Below are 20,172 nucleotides of genomic sequence, written 5' to 3'. Positions count from 1 at the left end.
TTCGTTTTTAATAGAGCCTTACTAAACAAAAAGTAGAATGTACTCTTCGGCAACTGGCTGACTTAGTTATATAAACCTTAGTCCCTATAGCTTTGCGTCCCTAAATTTCTTTAGGTTTGCCTATTCAATTTTATATCTAAAGAATAGCATAGTGAAAATTATTTCCAAAGTACATTTTGTACCATATTTTACTAACTTTAATAATTATAAAGCACCGATAAAAATTAATTTTTAGTAAATAAATCACTCTAATCTAATGAGTCATAAGACATTAGTGATAGTAGGATAGTGGCTACTAATTATAGAATTGTATTTCTAGATAAAACGAGCAATATCTGATAGAGGTAAACGAGATGAACCATATGCTGGCGCAGCTCCTTTACCAATTGCAATTAGTACGATTGGGAAAAGATTTTGGGGTAGTTCAAATCTTTTCGTAAACTTTTCTTTATCAAATCCACCCATTGTTACCGTATCAAAGCCTTTTTCTTTTGCAATAAGCATCAATTGCATTGAAATGAGACCCGCATCAAAAGTGGCAACATTTTTTAAAATTTCTAATGGAGCAGAAGGGTACAGATAATTTGTATTTTTAATCATCGTATTTTTCTGTTCTTCTCCCATATGACCTTCTGCTACATTTTGTGTATATATTTTTTCAACGTTTTTATACATTTCCGCATCACCTAAAACGGCAATAACTGCAGAACATGTTTCAATCTGTTCTTGGTCGTTAGCAATCCCACGAAGCTCCTTTTTTGTTGCATCATCTTGAATAACAAGGAATCTCCATGGTTGTAGGTTACTAGAAGAAGGAGCGCTAGTCGCTTCTGAGATGATTTCCTCAAGCTGTGCCTGCGTTATTTTAAATGTCGGATCGTATTTTCGTACAGATTTTCTTTCTTGCATGATTGTGTATAGATCCTGTGTAGTCGTTAACATATAATTTCCTCCTATAAACTTACTAATAATAAGTTGATAATTAGAATCTTACCATTAGTAAGTTTGTTCGTCAAATAAAAAATATTGTATGTTATAATAATAGGAAAATGAATTTACTAAACGGGAGGCTATAATATGACGCAACCGAACTGTAAACATATATGTAGTAACTATCATCAAGCGATTGAATTTATAGGAAAACGCTGGATGGGAATGATTATATATACGCTTCTATCTGGCCCAAAAAGGTATCATGAAATTCATGCCACAATTTCTGGGATATCCGATCGATTACTAACTGAACGTTTAAATGAACTTGTCAATGAGGGATTAGTCGAAAAAAAATATATAGATTCTTCTATAAAAAAAGTAGAATATGAATTGACACCTAATGGTTTAGCGTTTAAGGAAGTTATTTTAGCTATTGTAAAATGGATAGAGTTTTGTGATTTTGAAAGTAAGGAAACGAAGTAAAGTAAATTTCGTAAAAAGATTAGCGTTTCATTAAAGATAAAACGGCCCGAGCCTTGATTATTCAGGGCTCGGGTCGTATTTTAAGCAAACGGTGCGCTTCTGCTTTTCTTATTTGTCTAGCTCCAGCGCCCAGCCCCTCGAGGTCGCTTCATCCCCTCGGTCGAAAGCTGAAGGGATGCTTTCGATTCGAGGGTTCCAGCGCTTGTCGGGGCTAAACGGTGCGCTTGCGCTTTTCTTATTTTCTTGAAGCCAACTTCCACCCTTGAATCATCACTAACGGTATTAGCGAAAGCGTATAAATTGTCCCGAGCTGTGCTGCGCTAAGTGTTGCTACTTCAAAAATACCTTGTAGATTAGGAAGTAATAAAACTATGTGGAGTAGCGTAACTCCGATAGCAAATGCTAGCCAGCTATGTTTATTGGAAAATAGTCCAACGCTGAAAATCGATTCCTTTGAGCGGCAGTTAAAGCCGTGAAGGAGTCTTGATAAGCATAATGTAGCAAATGCCATCGTACTTGCTAAAACTGAATCACCAGTCGATAATCCAATCCAAAATGCAGCACCGGTAGATATCCCGATGAGCAATCCTTCAAATAATACTTCCATGGCAAAGGTTTTATTCAGTATAGGTATTCGAATATCACGTGGCTTTTCCTGCATTACTTTAGAATTGTGTGGCTCTAACCCGATAGCAATGGCAGGTAAGCTATCTGTTAATAAATTGATAAACAGTAAATGTACCGGTGCAAATGGTGCTGGTAACGCAAATAGTGTAGCGAATAATACGACGAAAATAGCACCAGTATTACCCGAAAGTAAAAACTTAATAGCATTTTGGATATTCGAATAAATGCTACGTCCATTCGAAATAGCTTTCACAATTGTCGAAAAGTTATCATCGGTTAGGATCATTGAGGATGCATCTTTAGCTACCTCTGTTCCAGTAATGCCCATCGCTACACCGATATCGGATTGCTTTAGGGCAGGTCCATCATTGACACCATCACCCGTCATTGCGACAATATTTTCCTTTTCCTGCCACGCCTTAACGATACGAATTTTATGCTCAGGCGATACACGTGCATACACAGATATACTCTCGACTAAGTGCTGTAGCTCTGTGTCCGTCAGCTTGTCTATTTCCTTTCCTTCAATCGCCTCAGATGCATTATTTAATATGCCGATTTTTTTTGCAATTGCAGCAGCCGTAATTTTATGGTCTCCTGTAATCATTACGGGCTTTATACCAGCTTGTTTACATTGTTCTACTGCCTCTTTTGTTTCTTCTCGTGGTGGGTCCATCATTGCTGTTAGTCCGACAAAAGTTAAGTTATGTTCATCTTCTATCGTAATAGAAGCATTCGAAACCTTTTTGTATGAGAAGGCTAGCACTCGTAAGCCATTCATTGAAAATTGTTGATTTGTCTCCTCAATTGCTTGCTTATGTTCATTAGTAATATCAATAATTCCATTCGAAGTGGCTATTTTTGAAATACGCGAAAGAAGTACATCTACCCCGCCCTTTGTTATCATAATAAGCTCGTCCTGTATTCGGTTGACTGTACTCATACACTTACGTTCAGAGTCAAACGGTACTTCACCAACACGTGGATACGCTTCGCGGATAGCAAGCTCGTCAAGATTATACTCCTCGCCAAAGTTTACAAGTGCAATTTCTGTCGGATCGCCGATTTCCTTATCATCAAGTGTGACTGAGTCATTGCAGAGTAGCGCCATTAGAACAAAGTTTTTTTGCAGCTCGTCCTCTTTATCCAGTTCATCATGTAGCATGACAGTTTGGTTTACATAAACTTCTTGAACGACCATTTTATTTTGGGTTAATGTCCCTGTTTTGTCTGAGCAAATAACAGAAATACTTCCTAGACTTTCAACAGCGTGAAGCTTACGGATAATGGCATTTTCCTTCGCCATTTTTTGAGTGCCAAAAGCAAGTACAATTGTAACGATAGAGCTTAACGCCTCCGGGATGGCTGCAACAGCTAGTGAAACAGCAAACATAAAGGAATCTACGAGCTCTCGACCACGAAATAGATCAAGTGTGAAAATTACGATACAAATGAGAATGATACCTAAAGCGAGCTTTTTTCCAAATTGGTCAAGATTTACTTGAAGTGGGGTTTTCTTTTCTTTAGCACTTTCCAGTAAATTTGCGATTTTACCAATTTCGGTCTTCATGCCGATAGAAGTAACAAGCACCTTCCCGCGACCATTTGTGACGAAGCTTCCTGAAAACACCATATTTTTTTGGTCTCCAATTGAAACATCGTTTTGTTGTATTCTTTCAATAAACTTATCAACAGGTAGTGATTCGCCTGTTAGTGAGCTTTCATTAATTTGAAGACTATAGCTTTCAATAATTCTCCCATCTGCAGAGATATAGTCTCCTGCATCGACATGAAGAATATCTCCTACGACTACTTCTTTCGAAGGGATTTCAATGATTTGACCATCACGAAAAACCTTTGCTATCGGGGAGGCCATCTCCTTTAAGCTATTTAAGGAATGCTCTGCCTTTACATGTTGAACAGTGCCTAAAATTGCATTTAATAGAACTACAACAATAATAACGATAGAGCTTTCTAACTCACCTAAAAAAACTGAAATAATGGCTGCTAAGATCAGGATGATAACTAGGAAATCCTTGAATTGCTCGAGAAATACGCTAACAATATTTTTTCTTTTTCCTTCTTGTAATTCATTGAAGCCAAACTGGGTACGTCTTTGCTGTACCTCCTGCTCTGTTAATCCTTGTAAAGATGCTTGTAGCTCGTCTAGTACTTCTTCGGATGATTTTTGATAAAAATGTGACATTGAAATCTCCTTCACACGTTAGATTTTCCGAGGTTTATTTTTCTAATATAAGGCAATATTAACAAATTAATTCTATGTTGTTCAACGGATAGAGCATAGAGTATAAAATTTGGGAAGATTATTTATTTTTAATGTATATTTTAGCCTACCAATAAGGAATTATTGGAATATATCTGAATATATTAAAGTGAGGTGATTTTGTGGAGCGTGTATTTGTAATTGGAGATATTCATGGGAGCTTTCAGGAGCTGGAGCTACTATTAACAAGGTGGGATTCAGAAACAGAAAGATTAATTTTTTTAGGAGATTATATTAATCGTGGTAAGGACAGCTTGAGTGTATTGCAGACGATAAAGAGCCTTGTCGAACACAATGGAGCCATTGCATTAATGGGCAATCATGAGGCAATGTTTTTAGAGTGGTTGAACGAACCATATAGTACGACAGATTTATTGCTCAAAATGGGTGGAGCGACGACAATAGAAAGTATGTCGACTAAAGAAATGCGAGAAAATGAAAGTCTGGATGCTTTTGTTGCAGCGATTAAAACAGAGCATGCCTCTATAGTGAACTGGCTTAAGACCCTACCGTTATATTATAGATGGCATCACTATTTCTTCGTACATGCTGGAATCAATCCCGAGGTAGAACGCCCTGAAAGTTCAACGAGTGATGATTTCCTATGGATTAGAGATGATTTTACACATGCCACACATGAAGCAAAAGAAACAGTTGTATTTGGGCATACGCCAACGATGAATTTAAATGAGGATGAAAGCAGTAAAGTGTGGATTTCCTCATGTAAAAAGAAAATCGGCATTGATGGCGGGGTTGTTTATCCAAAGGGACGGTTAAATGGGATTGTACTCCATCATCAGCCGACTCCTATGAGAGTTCACTTTGTACAGTCTGGGCACATTTATACGGAGCAATTTATTCAGTAATAAGCATAAGCGGAGTTGCTTATGCTTTTGTCATTTTACTTGAAGAAAACTCTATTACATAAATTAGGGAATTTTATTTGTGATTGAGAACATCTCAACTTATTATAGAAAGTATAAAAGAAAAAGGTGATCGTATGACAGAGCATATTTTTACATTACAAACAAGTTGGCATGGGGGGAGGAATGATGTCGGTACGATTGAAGCGGAAAATTTAAAATCAAAAGTTTCTATTCCACCTGAGATGAACGGTCCTGGTGTCGGAACAAATCCTGATGAAATGCTGCTTGGTGCAGCTGCTACGTGCTATATTATTTCACTAGCCGCAATGCTAGAGCGATTGAAAATCAAAGCAAAATTGTCGATGGAATCAGATGGAATTGTCGATGTCACTAATGGTGTATTTACATATCGGCAAATCATTCATAAGCTATCTGTTCGTTTAGAGGAGGATAGCGAAAAGCATAGAAGAATGGTCGAGCGATTAGCACATAAAGCTGAAGGAACTTGTATGATAAGCAAGGCACTCCGAGGGAATGTCGAAATTTCCCTACAGTTAACATTGGAATAAAAGGGGGTGGGGGTTATGAGCGGTTTGCATTTAACGATACAGGTGATCATTGCTGCTATCGTTATTTTCATTATAAGTGGTCGTTTAATAGGTTCTAATGTGAATTTAACTAAACGAGTATTATCGGTAGTAATGAGTGTGTCCTTTACGACATTCGTTTTTTGGTATACTTATTTACGAGATAATGGAACGAATGTTGATAGCTTAGTAGAAAATGTACTAAATGTTGCTACACTCCTATGGTTTGGGAGTATGCTGCTTATTTCTATGCTGCTTTATCTATTTTTTGAATTATTTGACCCTATCGGCTTAAACGAGAACGGAGAGCGGATAAAAGGGAAGCGGAATTTCTTTCAACGAATCGCAACCTATTGGCGCCAACAAAAGCGACTTCGCCAAGTGTTAAAAATTGCAATGACAAATGGCATCACACGGACGATGAATTATGTAAGAAACCGTGATGATGAACGCGAATTAGCGCTTGCCTTGCGATTAACTTTAGAGCAATGTGGCGGTATATTTATTAAGTTTGGTCAAGTATTATCAACAAGGAAGGAGCTTTTTTCGCCAGTTTTTATCGAGGAGCTAGAGAAGCTTCAACAAAATGCTCCTGTCCTTCCGAATGAGAGAGTCCAAAATATATTAAAAAATAATTTAAAGGCTCCAATCCATGAGATTTTCTCTTATTTTAGTGAAGTCCCATTGGCAGCAGCCTCCATCGGACAAGTACATAAAGCAGTCCTTCGGCGAACAAATGAGCAGGTTGTTGTGAAATTATTACGTCCAGAAGTAAAGGAAATTATGCGTAATGATCTTAGTATTCTTGTGGAGTTTGCAACATGGGTATCGAGTAAATCTACTTGGGCAGAAAGCTTAGGCTTCAAGGAATTAGCGGTGGGGTTTGCTACTGCTCTTCGCGAAGAAATTGATTTTAACACCGAGGCTCGGAATATGATGCAAGTAACGAATATGATGAAAAAGACGAGCGTGAAAGTGCATATCCCACGTGTATATACTGAATTTAGTAATGAAAATTTAATAGTGATGGATTTCATAGATGGTTCATCTGTTACAAATGCCAGTGCGATATTTGATAAACTCGATATTGACCGCCATGAATTTGCGGAAAATTTATTATATTCCCTTTTAGATATGCTCCTTGTTTCTGGGGTGTTTCATGCGGATCCACATCCAGGAAATATTTATGTGGATAGACGTTCAGGTATTGCAACCCTACTTGATTTTGGTGCAGTTGGGCGTTTAGCGGCACCACAGCAGGAGGGACTAAAGCTCTTTTTAGTCGGCATTAGTCAAAATAATGCAAGTATTTTATTTGATGGGGTGACGTTGCTTGTGGAAAATGCCCACTCTGTTGATCGAAATGATATAGAGCAGGCGATTAGCCAGGTGCTGCTCAAAATATCGTATGTAGATCAAATTCCTACAGATGAACTTATCTATTCGATTTTTTCTATCGTGCGTGAGTTCGGCCTACAGTTTTATCCGGCTGTAAGTGTGGCGCTACGTGCGATTGTTACGTTAGATGGAACGTTACGTATAATTGATCCGGAGTTTGATATTTTCCAGGAGGCTAAAAACTATTCGAGTGACTATGTGAAATCGAGCTTTAAGCGTCCGTTTAAGGAGCCTATGCAAGTAGTGGAGCGAGTTGAAGAGGAGTTAGCTTTATTGCTGCCAAACTTGCGAAGAATTCCTCGACGAATTGATCAGCTTGTGAAAAAGGTCGAAAGTGGAAAAATAATATTACATCATGATATTTTTTCTGATAAAGCCAATGCGAAGTTTGTTACAGAGCTATTTTCACAGTTTATTCTATTATTCGTGGGAATTACATTCGGTATTATTTCCGTTTCGTTACTTGCGATTTCACAGTTTATCCATACTGCCTATGCAATCTATTTAAATACAGCCGCATACCTAGGGCTGTTTCTATGCGCCATATTACTCGTCCGCTTATCGATTCAAGCAATAAGAAATATGAAAAAAATGTAATGAAGGTGGTCGTGAATTTTTCGCGGCCACCTTCTCAATATTTTGAATTTCTTACTCATAAGAAAATCAATTTACTCCATTCAGTGCAAAACCCTTTAATTTCATCTAACCGACCTAAAATATTACCTAAAAATTTTGAAAATTAAATACTATTATTAGAAAAATAAATACTAGTGGATTATGGATAAAGAACATGGAAATATAAATTCTTGTAAACAAACTATTTGTATTTTAATATAACAAAATACTTCTACACTCTGATAGAACGGAGAAAATTCATGATTTTTCGACTAGAAAAATAGTATTTAATAGATAATAATAAATTTGAATACAGGGGAAAAAGAAGGGGTGTATACAATGGGGATGGAAATAATTGTACAAAATACGGAGCAAGAGCAGCATAGACCAGTATGGATTCAAAATGCAGCACAGCTTATTACACTAGCTTCAAATCAAAAGGGGCCTCGAATTAAAGAAGGGATGTCAGAGCTTTCAATTATTGAAGGCGGCAGCGTTTGGATTGAGAATGGTGTAATAAAAGCGGTGGGTACGATGCAGCAAATGATTCCTATTTGTATGCCACGTGCGCACGAGGCAGAAATTGTAGATGCTACGGGGAAAATTGTAACGCCGGGGTTAATTGATCCACATACACATATCGTGCATGGAGGCTCACGAGAATTTGAGTTTGAAATGCGTATTCAAGGTAAAGGATATATGGATATTTTGCAAAAGGGCGGAGGTATTCATGCAACGACAAGAAAAACGCGTGAAGTGTCAGAGGAGCAAATTTATAATGATAGTGCTCACCGTCTAGACTCTTTCCTTCAACATGGTGTTACAACACTTGAAAGTAAGAGTGGATATGGGTTAGATCTTGAAACTGAAATGAAGCAGCTCCGAATAATGAAGCGATTAAACGATAAACATCCAGTAGAAATTATTCCAACCTTTATGGGGGCCCATGCGGTACCAGAAAACTATTCAGGTCGGGCGGATGCTTATGTGGACTATGTGATTCAAGAAATGATTCCGAAAGTAGCTCAGCAAAATTTAGCGAAGTTTTGCGATGTTTTTTTAGAGAAGGGCGTTTTTACACCAGAGCAGGCTGAACGTGTACTCCTTGCAGGAAAGGAGCATGGTCTAATTCCAAAAGTGCATGCGGATGAAATTGAAGCCTATGGAGGAGCCGAGCTGGCTGCAAAAGTTGGCGCTATTACAGCGGATCATTTATTGAAAACGAGTGATGAAGGCTTTCAAAAGCTAGCAGAGAGTGGTGTGATTGCTTGTTTATTACCTGCTACTGCACTTATTTTAGGAGAGCAGCCAGCACGAGCAAGAGACATGATTGAGGCAGGGGTACCTGTGGCGATATCAACAGACTGCAACCCTGGTTCATCCCCTACAACATCGATGCCGCTTATTATGAATTTAGCATGTATTATGATGCGCATGACACCAGCTGAAACGATTTGTGCCGCAACGTATAATGCTGCCTGTGCAATTGGCATGGAGGATAAGATTGGTTCAATTGAAGTTGGTAAGAGAGGCGACGTCGTTATTTGGAACGTATCAAACTACCAAAAGCTAAATTATATGTTTGGCATTAATCACGTGCACGGAGTATGGAAGAAGGGAATTCAGGTTGTCCGTTAAATCTTCTGGTGAGGAGAGGGAAATGTGATTGTCTTAAATGGAAGTAGGTTAACAATCGAACAGATGAAGAGCATTTTATATGACAACTGTAAAATTACTCTGGACGAAGAGGCTAAGAAGCGTGTAATTAAAAGTCGAGAAACTGTCGAGAAAATTGTAAGAGAAGAGAGAATTGTGTATGGCATTAACACAGGATTTGGAAAATTTAGTGATGTTAAAATTGCAGAGCATGAGGTGAATGCTCTGCAGCTTTACTTAATTCGCTCCCATGCTTGTGGTGTAGGGGAGCCTTTTCCAGAGCTTGTTAGCCGTGCCATGATTGTTCTCAGGCTAAATGCATTACTTAAAGGCTTTTCAGGGATTCGTTTAGACGTTTTAGAGCGATTATTGCTTATGGTAAATGAACATATTCATCCGATCATTCCTCAGCAAGGATCGTTAGGGGCTTCTGGAGATTTAGCCCCATTAGCCCATCTTGTGCTGGCGATAATTGGTGAAGGAGAGGTGTTATATAAGGGGAAGCGTGTCCAATCAAGTCAACTATGGAAGCGCCTTAATTTGACACCTATAGAGCTTCGGGCAAAGGAAGGGCTCGCACTCATTAATGGTACTCAAGCAATGACCGCACAAGGAATCATTAATTATATTGAGGCGGAAAAATTAGCGCTCGATAGTGAATGGATTGCCTCTCTGACATTTGAAAGCATGCGTGGTATTATTGATGCTTTTCATCCAGCTGTTCATGCTGCGCGAGGATTTAAGGAACAAAGTGAAGTAGCGGAGCGGATGTGTGAATGGTTAAAAGGGAGCAAGCTAATTACAAAGCAAGGTGAGCTTCGAACGCAGGACGCTTACTCTCTTCGCTGTATTCCGCAAATCCACGGAGCGAGCTGGCAGGTCCTCGCGTATGTAAAAGAAAAGCTTGAAATTGAAACGAATGCTGCAACCGATAATCCACTCATTTTTGATGAAGGAAATCTTGTTATTTCTGGCGGGAATTTTCATGGACAGCCAATCGCCTTTGCCATGGATTTTTTAAAGCTCGCAATAGCGGAATTGGCAAATGTATCGGAGCGTCGAATTGAAAGGCTTGTCAATCCAAGCTTGAATGAGGGATTACCTCCGTTTTTAAGTGCGTCTGGGGGCTTGCAGTCTGGAGCAATGATTTTACAATATACAGCTGCAAGCCTTGTCTCAGAAAATAAAACACTAGCACACCCTGCCTCTGTAGATTCTATCCCGTCCTCTGCGAATCAGGAGGACCACGTTAGTATGGGGACAATTGGTGCAAGGCATGCGTATAGCATTATCCAAAATGCGCGGTGTGTACTAGCAATCGAGGCAATATGTGCCACGCAGGCCGCTCAATATCGTGGACACCATCTATTAGCACCAAAAACAAGTGGAAAGTGGGAGGAAATTAGAAAAATCTCCCCAGCCATGACAGAAGATCGTATTTTATCGAAGGATATTGAAGCAATTACAGACTATTTAAAGGTCTAATATTATTCCGCAAAACTTCTACTACACTACAATAATCCACCAAAAATCATAATCATATCCCGACAAACTTTATCTCTCTATATTTTGCTATAATGAAAGCAAGATGGAAAGAGAGGCATTAAAAAATGACAAAGCAATTATTAATTATAGACGGGATGGCACTTTTGTTCCGATCGTTTTTTGCATCAGCAGCAATGAATCAATTTATTAGGCTAGAGGACGGTACACCAACAAATGGGGTACAAGGTTTTGCACGTCACGTCTTAACAGCGCAAAATATTATGAAGCCAACGCATATAGCTGTTTGTTGGGATATGGGGATGCATACATTCCGCAATGATCTATTCGATGGGTATAAGGCGAACCGACCAGCCCCTCCTGAAGAGATGCTGCCTCAATTTGATATGGCGAAGGAAGTTTCTGCAATGCTTGGATGGCAAAACTTTGGCATCAAAGGTATGGAGGCAGATGACCTTATTGGCTCTATGATTTCCAAATGGAAAGATGACACGAAGATTACGGTCATTAGTGGTGATAAGGATTTATTGCAGCTGTTAAATCCTTCTACGACCATTGCTTTTACGAAAAAAGGCTATTCGGAATATGATGTGTACAATGAGGCCAGGTTTATTGAGGAGTATGGAATACAGCCTAAGCAATTTGCCCATGTGAAGGCATTTATGGGCGATGCAAGTGACGGCTATCCTGGTGTAAAAGGAATTGGTCCGAAAACAGCTTTAAAATTAATCCAAGATTTTAAGTCGATTGATGGGGTATTAGAGGCCTTACCGACATTAAAGCCAGGGCAACGAATTAAAATTGGAGAAAATGAAGAGATGCTGAAGCTATCATATCAATTAGCACAAATTCATTGCGAAGCACCCATCGAAGCGGATTTAGATCAGCTTATTGTGCCAAACTACGATGAGGATACGTTTGGTAGGCTTCAAGAAAGAGGCTTGCGATTAATTGTAAAGCATGCAAAATCGCTAGGATTATAGAACTTGATATCCACATCCTAAAAATCGAGCCAAGGCATTATGCTTTTGGCTCGATTTTTACAAAGCTTACTACACTACGACTATCCTCGTAACGAAAAGAACGAATTTCGCTTTCACGATTCGGACCCCCATTATCATGAATTATTAAATACAGCTCATCATCTTTTATTTCATAGCCAATTAGTGGAACCCAATGATATTTAAATAAAGGCCGCTTCTTTAAAAACCATTGAAACGAAAAATATTGATCGAATTTCATTGCAACTGGATAACCTAGCCGAAGCTGTTCTAACGCTTCGGGTAAATGACAGCTCGCGATGTGAAATTTTGGACCTAGAACCTTTCTTAAGTTTTTAATAAGTCGCCATTTAAATAAACCAATCTTCGTTCCACCTAATATTTTATAAAGATCATTCACACTCTTTTTGGGAATTGTATGGTCGATACATAAGTAGTTTAATATAACAAAGGCTGTTGTTGGTCCGCAAGCTGAAGGATGATATTCAGATCGTACGTCATCACTCCATTGAGACATTCCCTCTACATTTAAAAATACACGCATTTTACATTCCCTCCAGAAAGATAAATGTTCCTACTATAGAAAATTAGGAAGGGATCATCGAATAAAAAAAGCTCGCCTAATGACGAGCCCAAATGCATTATAACGTTTGTGCATTTAAAAATTCTGTTACTTGTGCAGGAGATTTTGCATTTGCACTGTGTAAATGTGCTAACTTCTCACCGTTTTGGAAAATAAGTAGGGAAGGGATCCCCATTACCTGATATTTTTCAGCAAGCTCCGGGAAGTTATCGCGGTTTGCCGAATACCATTGGTAGCCGTTGTACTCTTCTACGATTGGATCGATAAACATATCCATACGTGTGCAGTCCGGACACCAGCCGGCGAAAAATTTTACGATCACTTTTTGGTCAGTTGAAATAATTTCATTAAATTGTTCAAGTGTTAGAATTTCTTGCATACTAATCACGCTCCTTAATTGCTAGTGTACACATTTCAGGGGACCTAGAAAAGAATTTTGCTTTACTAGCACATTACTATAACACTTTTAAAGGTTTATCAGTATAATAGTAATGAATAGTCATTCAGTATAAAGCTAGTCTTATCAACATTTCTAGTGCAATATAATAAATTTATTGAAAATACTGTTAAAAAAGATTGCTAAAAATGACAAAATAATCTACACTAAGAACAGAAAAGCTGTTTTGAGTTTTTTTTTCATCAAAAAATGAATGGTTATTCATTCGGGAAACGTGAAGAAGGGGGATTTCTCATGTCTTACAAAATTCGAAAAGCGGCCGTATTAGGCTCGGGGGTTATGGGTTCAGGTATTGCAGCACATTTAGCGAATATCGGAATTCCGACATTACTTTTGGATATTGTTCCAAAAGAGCTTACAGCAGAAGAACAAGCAAAGGGGTTAACACTTGAGCATTCTGCTGTACGCAATCGCTTTGTGAATGGTGCACTTCAAAAGCTTTTAAAGCAAAAACCGGCACCACTCTCTTCAAAGAAAAACATGGCGTTAATTACACCAGGTAACTTTGAAGATGATTTCGACAAGTTAAAGGACGTCGACTGGGTAATCGAAGTAATTGTCGAAAACTTAGAAATTAAAAAGGGGTTAATGGAAAAAATTGATGCTGTGCGCAAGCCGGGCACAATTATTAGCTCTAATACTTCAGGGGTAAGTATTAATGCAATGGCAGAAGAACGCTCAGAAGACTTTAAGAAACATTTCTTAGGGACGCATTTCTTTAACCCACCACGTTACTTAAAGCTACTAGAGGTCATTCCATCAACTTCAACATGCCCAAATGTTGTTACTTTTATGCAAACTTTTGGTGAAGATGTGCTAGGAAAAGGTGTAGTTCTAGCAAAGGATACACCAAACTTCATCGCAAATCGCATTGGAACATATGGATTAATCATCACAATGAAGGAAATGATGGCGCGCGGTTATTCAGTGGGTGAGGTTGATTCGGTGACAGGTCCGTTAATTGGTCGTCCCAAATCAGCTACTTTCCGTACGCTTGATGTTGTCGGGTTAGATACATTTGCACATGTAGCGAAAAATGTGTATGACCATACTACAGGTGAGGAGAGGCAAGTGTTTGCTGAGGATCCAACCTTAAAGAAAATGATTGCAAACGGCTGGTTAGGTGCTAAGTCGGGTCAAGGCTTCTTCTCTAAAAAGGATAAAATTATATATGAGTTAAATTTAAATACATTTGTATACGAGCCAATGAAAAAGCTCATCACACCTTCCATCGAAATGGCGAAACAGGCACGTGGCCTAGCGAATAAAGTGAAAACCTTAGTCTATGCAAAAGACCGCACTGGTGAGCTGCTATGGAATATTTTCGCACCAACCCTATTATATTCTGCTCAGCTTACAGGCGAAATTGCAGATGATATTGTTGCAATTGATAATGCAATGAAATGGGGCTTCGGATGGGCTCAAGGACCATTTGAAATGTGGGATGCGATCGGCGTAAAACAATCCGTTGCAAAAATGCAGGAGGAAGGCCGTGAAATCCCAGCATTCGTAAAAGATTTCTTAGAAAAGGGCTACGAAACATTCTATTCAGAAATCGATGGAGACTTAGCGTTCTACAACGGTACAGAGTATGAAAAAGTACCAGTAAACGAAAAAGCAATTGACTTAAAACGTTATAAGAAAAAGAACGGTGTTATTAAATCAAATAGTGGAGCAAGCTTAATCGATCTAGGTGATGGTGTTGCTCTTCTAGAATTCCACTCACAATCCAATGCCATTGGTTTAGATATTATTCAAATGCTAAACTTTGCCATTGATGAAGTAGAAGCAAATTATAAAGGGCTTGTAATCGGTAACCAAGGGAAAAACTTCTGTGTTGGTGCAAACCTAGGCATGATTTTAATGGAAGCGCAGGATGATAATATTTTCGAGCTTGACTTCGTAATTAAATCGTTCCAGCAGGCAATGCGTCGAATAAAGTATTCAGCGAAGCCAGTCGTTGCGGCACCATTCCAAATGACATTAGGCGGTGGTGCGGAGGTTTGCTTACCAGCGGCACATATCCAAGCTTCAGCTGAAACTTATATGGGGCTTGTTGAAGTAGGAGTTGGTCTAATTCCAGGCGGTGCAGGTAATCTAGGTCTTTATGAAAAGTTCCTAAAAGGTTTACCGAATGGTGTTGAGGTTGACTACCAAAATATCGCCAATAAGGTTTTTGAAACGGTCGCTCTAGCAAAAGTGTCAACTTCAGGTGAAGAGGCACGTGAAAATAACTTCTTAAACTTTGCAGACGGTGTATCTGTAAATCCGGATCACTTAATTTACGATGCGAAGCAAGCGGCGTTAGCTCTCTATGAGGCGGGCTATACACCACCTGTGAAAAAGCCAGTGAAGGTTGTCGGCGCGCCAGGTTATGCAACACTTGTACTTGGTGCTCAAGGTATGTTCCAATCCGGCTTCATAAGTGAACATGATCTAAAAATTGCGAAAAAGCTTGCGTATGTTATTGCTGGTGGTTTAGTCCCATACGGAACAGAAGTGCCAGAAGAATATTTATTAAATCTTGAAAAAGAAGCATTTTTACAGCTAGTAGCTGACCAAAAATCGCAAATGCGTATGCAGCACATGCTTGTAAAAGGGAAGCCATTACGTAACTAAACTTTAACTTCATTCAGATGTGGTTCACATCCCATCTGATGAAGTAAAAGCCTCTGGCGGATGTCACAAATTTCTAAAGGAGTTATTTGCGCTAGCGCAATTCGAAATTTGGACTGGAGTACACTGAGGCGTAATTGATTAATAAATGATGATGCTAGTTTACTAGCGAAACAAGGGGGAGACATCATTATGCGTGAAGCCGTAATTGTAGCAGGTGCTAGAACACCGATTGCTAAATCGAAAAAAGGTTCACTTGCAACAGTTCGTCCGGATGATTTCGGAGCATTAGTTGTAAAGGAAGCGTTAAATAGATCAGGCTATGAGGGACAGATTGATGACTTAATAATGGGATGTGCGATGCCTGAAGCAGAGCAGGGGATGAACGTAGCTCGTAATATCGGTGCCCTAGCAGGATTACCTGATACAACACCTGCCCTAACAGTGAATCGTTTCTGTTCATCGGGCCTACAAACAATTGCCTATGCAGCAGAGCGAATTATGCTAGGTCATTCAAAGGCGATTATTGCAGGTGGGGTTGAATCAATGAGTATGATTCCAATGACAGGCAACACTGTCCGTTTAAACCCAAAGCTAGCTGAAGAGGCGCCAGAGTATTATATGAGCATGGGGCATACGGCCGAGGAAGTAGCAAATCGCTATGAGGTAAGCCGTGAAGACCAGGATGCATTCGCTGTTCGCTCACATGAGTTAGCGGAAAAAGCGATTAAGGAAGGTAAGTTTAAGGATGAAATCGTACCTGTAGAAGTAACTCAGCATTATGTTGATCACAACAATAAGCTTGCATCAAAAACATTCGTCTTTGATACAGATGAAGGGGTTCGACCAGGTACTTCAGTTGAAGGCTTAGCGAAATTACGTCCAGCCTTCAATGTAAAAGGTTCTGTTACAGCAGGTAACTCTTCTCAAACATCTGACGGTGCAGCAGCTGTTCTAGTAATGGACCGTGAAGAAGCAGAAGCACAAGGACTTAAACCGATGGCAAAGTTTTTAAGCTTTGCAGTAGGTGGGGTACCACCAGAAGTAATGGGAATTGGGCCGATAGAGGCTGTTCCTAAAGCGTTAAAAATTGCAGGGTTATCACAAGATGATATCGATCTTTGGGAGATCAATGAAGCGTTTGGCTCACAATCCATTCAAGTTGTCCGCCATTTAGGAATCGATATTGAGAAGGTAAATGTAAACGGTGGTGCGATTGCATTAGGTCATCCACTTGGTGCAACGGGTTCTATCCTAACATTAAAACTAATTCATGAATTAAAGCGTCGCGGTCAAAAATACGGAGTCGTTACAATGTGTATCGGCGGCGGTATGGGCGCTGCTGGCGTATTCGAAGTACTATAATTTTGCTAGATAAGCGAGGGAAGTTACCTCTCAATGCCTCCGAAAGGTACTTTCCAGCTTTTCTATAGATTGCATTTGAACTGTCTATCATTTACTCTTCCACGCCATAGTAAATGTTCTACGTAGAAGGTGTGTAAAATCTAATTTTTAGGAGGAATTACAATGGAACAAACAACAAACATCATTAAAGGCGGCGGCTTCTTAATCGAGGATGTAGAATTAGATCGCGTGATTACACCTGAGGACTTCACAGATGAGCAAAAAATGATTGCAAAAACAACGGAAGACTACGTAGCAAATGAAGTGTTACCGGTTGTAGAAAATCTAGAGAATCATGAGTTCGAGCATTCGGTACGATTATTAAAATCAGCTGGAGAGTTAGGTTTACTTGCTGCAGATGTGCCAGAAGAGTATGAAGGCTTAGGCTTAGACAAAATTTCCTCAGCTCTAATCGCTGAAAAGATGTCTGTAGCTGGTGGTTTCTCTATTACGCATGGTGCACACGTAGGAATCGGCTCCCTTCCAATCGTTCTATTCGGTAACGAGGAGCAAAAGAAGCAATACTTACCGAAGCTTGCTAGTGGAGAATTAATTGCTGCATATGCCCTAACAGAGCCAGGCTCAGGTTCAGATGCATTAGGGGCAAAAACAGTAGCAAAGTTAAATGAAGCAGGTACTCACTACGTATTAAACGGTGAAAAACAATGGATTACAAATGCAGGCTTTGCGGATGTTTTCGTTGTTTACGCTAAAATCGATGGCGATAAATTTACTGCATTTATCGTGGATCGTTCATTCCCAGGCGTTTCAGTTGGTCCAGAAGAAAAGAAAATGGGGATTAAATCATCTTCAACACGTACGTTAATTTTAGAGGATGCACAAGTGCCAGCTGAAAACTTACTAGGTGAGGTTGGACGCGGTCATATTATCGCATTCAATATTTTAAATATCGGTCGTTACAAGCTAGGGGTAGGTACAGTAGGTGGTTCTAAGCGTGCTTTAGAATTAGCGATTCAGTACTCAAACCAACGTCAACAATTTAAAACACCACTTTCAAGCTTTAACTTAACGAAAGAAAAGCTTGCAACGATGGCGTCTCATCTGTATGCATCAGAGTCATTAAATTACCGCACTGTAGGCTACTTCGAAGATCGTTTAAATCAGCTTTCTGACGAAGAGCAAAAGGACGGTCGTGCAATTGCTGGGGCAGTTGCAGAATATGCAATTGAGTGTTCAATTGCAAAGGTATTCGGTTCTGAAACGCTAGACTATATTGCGGATGAGGCTGTTCAATTACATGGTGGTTACGGCTTCATGGCAGAGTATGAGGTAGAGCGAATTTACCGTGACTCTCGAATTAACCGTATTTTCGAGGGGACGAACGAAATTAACCGTATGATCGTTCCAGGTACATTTATGAAAAAGGCATTAAAAGGCGAGTTACCATTACTACAAGTAGCACAAGACTTACAGCAGGAGTTATTAATGCTAATGCCTGAAGAAATTGGCGATGAGCCATTAGCACAAGAACAATATCTTGTGAAGAACGCAAAGAAAATTGGTGTTCTTGCAGCGGGTACAGCAGCACAAAAATTTGGTGCTAAGCTCGATGTGGAACAAGAGGTGCTAGTGAACATTGCAAACATTGCAAACCAATTATACGCTATGGAATCTGCAGTGCTTCGTACTCAAAAAGCTATCGAGCGTGACGGAGTAGAAAAAGCAGGTCAAAAAATTCTTTACACACAAATTTTCTGTCAGGAAGCTTTTGCTGAAATCGAGAAGGAAGCAAAGGATACAATCCTAGCGGCAGTTGAAGGGGACGCGGGTCGTATGACGTTATCAGCTCTACGTAAATTAACGCGTAACAACCCATATAACCTAATCCCGAAAAAACGTGAAGCCTCAGCGAAATTAATCGAAGCTGAAAAATATACAGTGTAACATGTAGAATCCAGGTGCCCATTGCACCTGGATTTTTTAATCGAATAAAAATGCCTCTTCACCATAAACTGGGGTTGATTTCTGTTACGCAGCGTGCTTTCATGGGGGTGGAATTATTTTTTGCAATTTTTAGCACACGTAACGTAGTGAAATTTTATTTTGCGACGAAAGCGGTAGCGTCAGGAGCAACGAGGAGATTGAAGCCAAGCCTGCGGAAAGCGTCCGCTCGGAGTGCAGTGTGCGGTGCATATAGCAACCCCGACTTATGGTGCTGAATCTTAATAATGTATAATTTGTGAAAATGTGATTAGTAATGTACACCATTCTATCTAATTAATTGAGTAAGCATGTTGTTTTTAATAACAATATTAGACAAAATCCGCTACAATAGAGGGGAAAATAATTATTAAAGGAGCAGCGGACATGTCACTTAAATTAATTCAATATCCTAAATGCACTACATGTAAAAAAGCTCAAAAATGGTTAGACCAACATAATATTTCCTACGAGGCAATTCATATTGTAGATGAGACGCCAACAAAGGCGCAGCTAAAGGAATACTATGAACTAAGTGGCTTACCATTAAAGAAATTTTTTAATACGTCAGGAATAAAGTATCGAGAGCTTGGCTTAAAGGACAAGCTAGACAATATGACGGAGGAGGAGCAACTAGATTTACTAGCTTCGGATGGTATGTTAATTAAGCGTCCAATAGTTTCTGACGGTAAAAAAATTACACTTGGCTTTAAGGAGTCTGACTTCTTAGAATCGTGGAAATAAAGGTAATCGAAACTTGTTTTTAACTACGAAATATGTCAAACTAAAAGTGAATGTAATATATATAGTTGGAGGGATTTTGGATGAGTATTCCTAAAGATTTACGCTACTCAGAAGAACATGAGTGGGTAAAAAATGAAGATGGAAAAGTACGTATTGGTATTACAGATTTCGCTCAAAGTGAACTAGGCGATATCGTGTTCGTAGAGCTTCCAGAAGTAGGCGATGAAGTAACTATTAATGAGCCGTTTGGTAGTGTAGAATCTGTTAAAACTGTCTCTGAATTATATGCACCTGTTTCAGGTAAAGTAGTTGAAGTAAATGAAGAGCTTTCTGATAACCCAGAATTCGTAAACGAATCTCCATATGAAAAAGCTTGGATGATTGTTGTTGAGCTTTCGAACCCAGCAGAAGTTGAAGAACTTCTATCTGCAGAAGCATACGAAGAATTAATTCAAGAATAATCTTTAGACGTCA

16 protein-coding genes and 1 riboswitch are annotated in these 20,172 nt (G+C 39.3%); of the genes, 12 read left to right on the top strand and 4 right to left on the bottom strand.

Annotation, left to right across the window (positions count from 1 at the left end):
* Positions 1-45: 45 nt before the first annotated feature.
* A riboswitch (cyclic di-GMP riboswitch) is annotated at positions 46-131 on the bottom strand.
* A 184-nt stretch (positions 132-315) separates the two neighbouring features.
* Complete coding sequence (locus tag V4T18_RS09955; RefSeq protein WP_332649052.1) at positions 316-942, bottom strand: nitroreductase family protein; 627 nt, start codon at positions 940-942, stop codon at positions 316-318.
* A gap of 135 nt (positions 943-1,077) precedes the next feature.
* Here V4T18_RS09955 and V4T18_RS09950 point away from each other — a divergent pair, with 135 nt between their 5' ends.
* On the top strand, positions 1,078-1,416 hold the full coding sequence (locus V4T18_RS09950) for a winged helix-turn-helix transcriptional regulator (RefSeq protein ID WP_332649051.1): 339 nt from the start codon (positions 1,078-1,080) through the stop codon (positions 1,414-1,416).
* Positions 1,417-1,651: 235 nt separating this feature from the next.
* Here V4T18_RS09950 and V4T18_RS09945 read toward each other — a convergent pair whose 3' ends face one another.
* Positions 1,652-4,249: a cation-translocating P-type ATPase gene (locus V4T18_RS09945; protein WP_332649050.1), complete on the bottom strand. Its 2,598-nt coding sequence runs from the start codon at positions 4,247-4,249 to the stop codon at positions 1,652-1,654.
* A 200-nt stretch (positions 4,250-4,449) separates the two neighbouring features.
* Between V4T18_RS09945 and V4T18_RS09940 the strand changes: the two genes are divergently transcribed.
* The 6 genes from V4T18_RS09940 (at position 4,450) to V4T18_RS09915 (ending at position 11,935) form a co-directional block, all read left to right on the top strand.
* Positions 4,450-5,193, top strand: a complete 744-nt coding sequence (locus V4T18_RS09940) for a metallophosphoesterase family protein (protein WP_332649049.1) — start codon at positions 4,450-4,452, stop codon at positions 5,191-5,193.
* 134 nt (positions 5,194-5,327) lie between these two features.
* Complete coding sequence (locus tag V4T18_RS09935) at positions 5,328-5,762, top strand: OsmC family protein (protein WP_332649048.1); 435 nt, start codon at positions 5,328-5,330, stop codon at positions 5,760-5,762.
* A gap of 15 nt (positions 5,763-5,777) precedes the next feature.
* Positions 5,778-7,775 carry an ABC1 kinase family protein gene (locus V4T18_RS09930; RefSeq protein ID WP_332649047.1) on the top strand — a complete coding sequence of 666 codons (1,998 nt, stop codon included), beginning with the start codon at positions 5,778-5,780 and terminating at the stop codon, positions 7,773-7,775.
* A gap of 357 nt (positions 7,776-8,132) precedes the next feature.
* Positions 8,133-9,431, top strand: a complete 1,299-nt coding sequence (gene hutI, locus V4T18_RS09925; protein WP_332649046.1) for an imidazolonepropionase — start codon at positions 8,133-8,135, stop codon at positions 9,429-9,431.
* Between the two features lie 24 nt (positions 9,432-9,455).
* Positions 9,456-10,934, top strand: a complete 1,479-nt coding sequence (gene hutH, locus V4T18_RS09920) for a histidine ammonia-lyase (RefSeq protein WP_332649045.1) — start codon at positions 9,456-9,458, stop codon at positions 10,932-10,934.
* A gap of 125 nt (positions 10,935-11,059) precedes the next feature.
* Positions 11,060-11,935 carry a 5'-3' exonuclease gene (locus tag V4T18_RS09915; RefSeq protein WP_332649044.1) on the top strand — a complete coding sequence of 292 codons (876 nt, stop codon included), beginning with the start codon at positions 11,060-11,062 and terminating at the stop codon, positions 11,933-11,935.
* Positions 11,936-11,972: 37 nt separating this feature from the next.
* On the opposite strand, the gene V4T18_RS09910 is transcribed toward V4T18_RS09915, so the two are convergent.
* Positions 11,973-12,497, bottom strand: a complete 525-nt coding sequence (locus V4T18_RS09910; protein WP_332649043.1) for a hypothetical protein — start codon at positions 12,495-12,497, stop codon at positions 11,973-11,975.
* 97 nt (positions 12,498-12,594) lie between these two features.
* Positions 12,595-12,915 carry a thioredoxin family protein gene (locus V4T18_RS09905; protein ID WP_332649042.1) on the bottom strand — a complete coding sequence of 107 codons (321 nt, stop codon included), beginning with the start codon at positions 12,913-12,915 and terminating at the stop codon, positions 12,595-12,597.
* 312 nt (positions 12,916-13,227) lie between these two features.
* Here V4T18_RS09905 and V4T18_RS09900 point away from each other — a divergent pair, with 312 nt between their 5' ends.
* From V4T18_RS09900 to gcvH, 5 genes are all read left to right on the top strand, one after another.
* Positions 13,228-15,612, top strand: coding sequence for a 3-hydroxyacyl-CoA dehydrogenase/enoyl-CoA hydratase family protein (locus V4T18_RS09900; RefSeq protein WP_332649041.1), 2,385 nt, complete (start codon positions 13,228-13,230; stop codon positions 15,610-15,612).
* 189 nt (positions 15,613-15,801) lie between these two features.
* Positions 15,802-16,974, top strand: a complete 1,173-nt coding sequence (locus V4T18_RS09895) for an acetyl-CoA C-acetyltransferase (RefSeq protein ID WP_332649040.1) — start codon at positions 15,802-15,804, stop codon at positions 16,972-16,974.
* Positions 16,975-17,136: 162 nt separating this feature from the next.
* The gene (locus tag V4T18_RS09890; RefSeq protein ID WP_332649039.1) at positions 17,137-18,918 is read left to right on the top strand and encodes an acyl-CoA dehydrogenase family protein; all 1,782 of its coding nucleotides are present in this window, start codon (positions 17,137-17,139) and stop codon (positions 18,916-18,918) included.
* A gap of 423 nt (positions 18,919-19,341) precedes the next feature.
* Positions 19,342-19,698, top strand: a complete 357-nt coding sequence (locus tag V4T18_RS09885) for an arsenate reductase family protein (protein ID WP_332649038.1) — start codon at positions 19,342-19,344, stop codon at positions 19,696-19,698.
* An 80-nt stretch (positions 19,699-19,778) separates the two neighbouring features.
* A complete protein-coding gene (gene gcvH, locus V4T18_RS09880; protein WP_332649037.1) occupies positions 19,779-20,159 on the top strand; it encodes a glycine cleavage system protein GcvH in 381 nt (126 codons plus the stop codon).
* Positions 20,160-20,172: the final 13 nt, after the last annotated feature.

It is taken from the genome of Lysinibacillus sp. 54212, from assembly GCF_036662795.1.
Taxonomy (GTDB): domain Bacteria; phylum Bacillota; class Bacilli; order Bacillales_A; family Planococcaceae; genus Lysinibacillus_B.
Note: the sequence above shows the minus strand (reverse complement) of the source record. Positions and strands in the feature narration are given on the sequence as shown.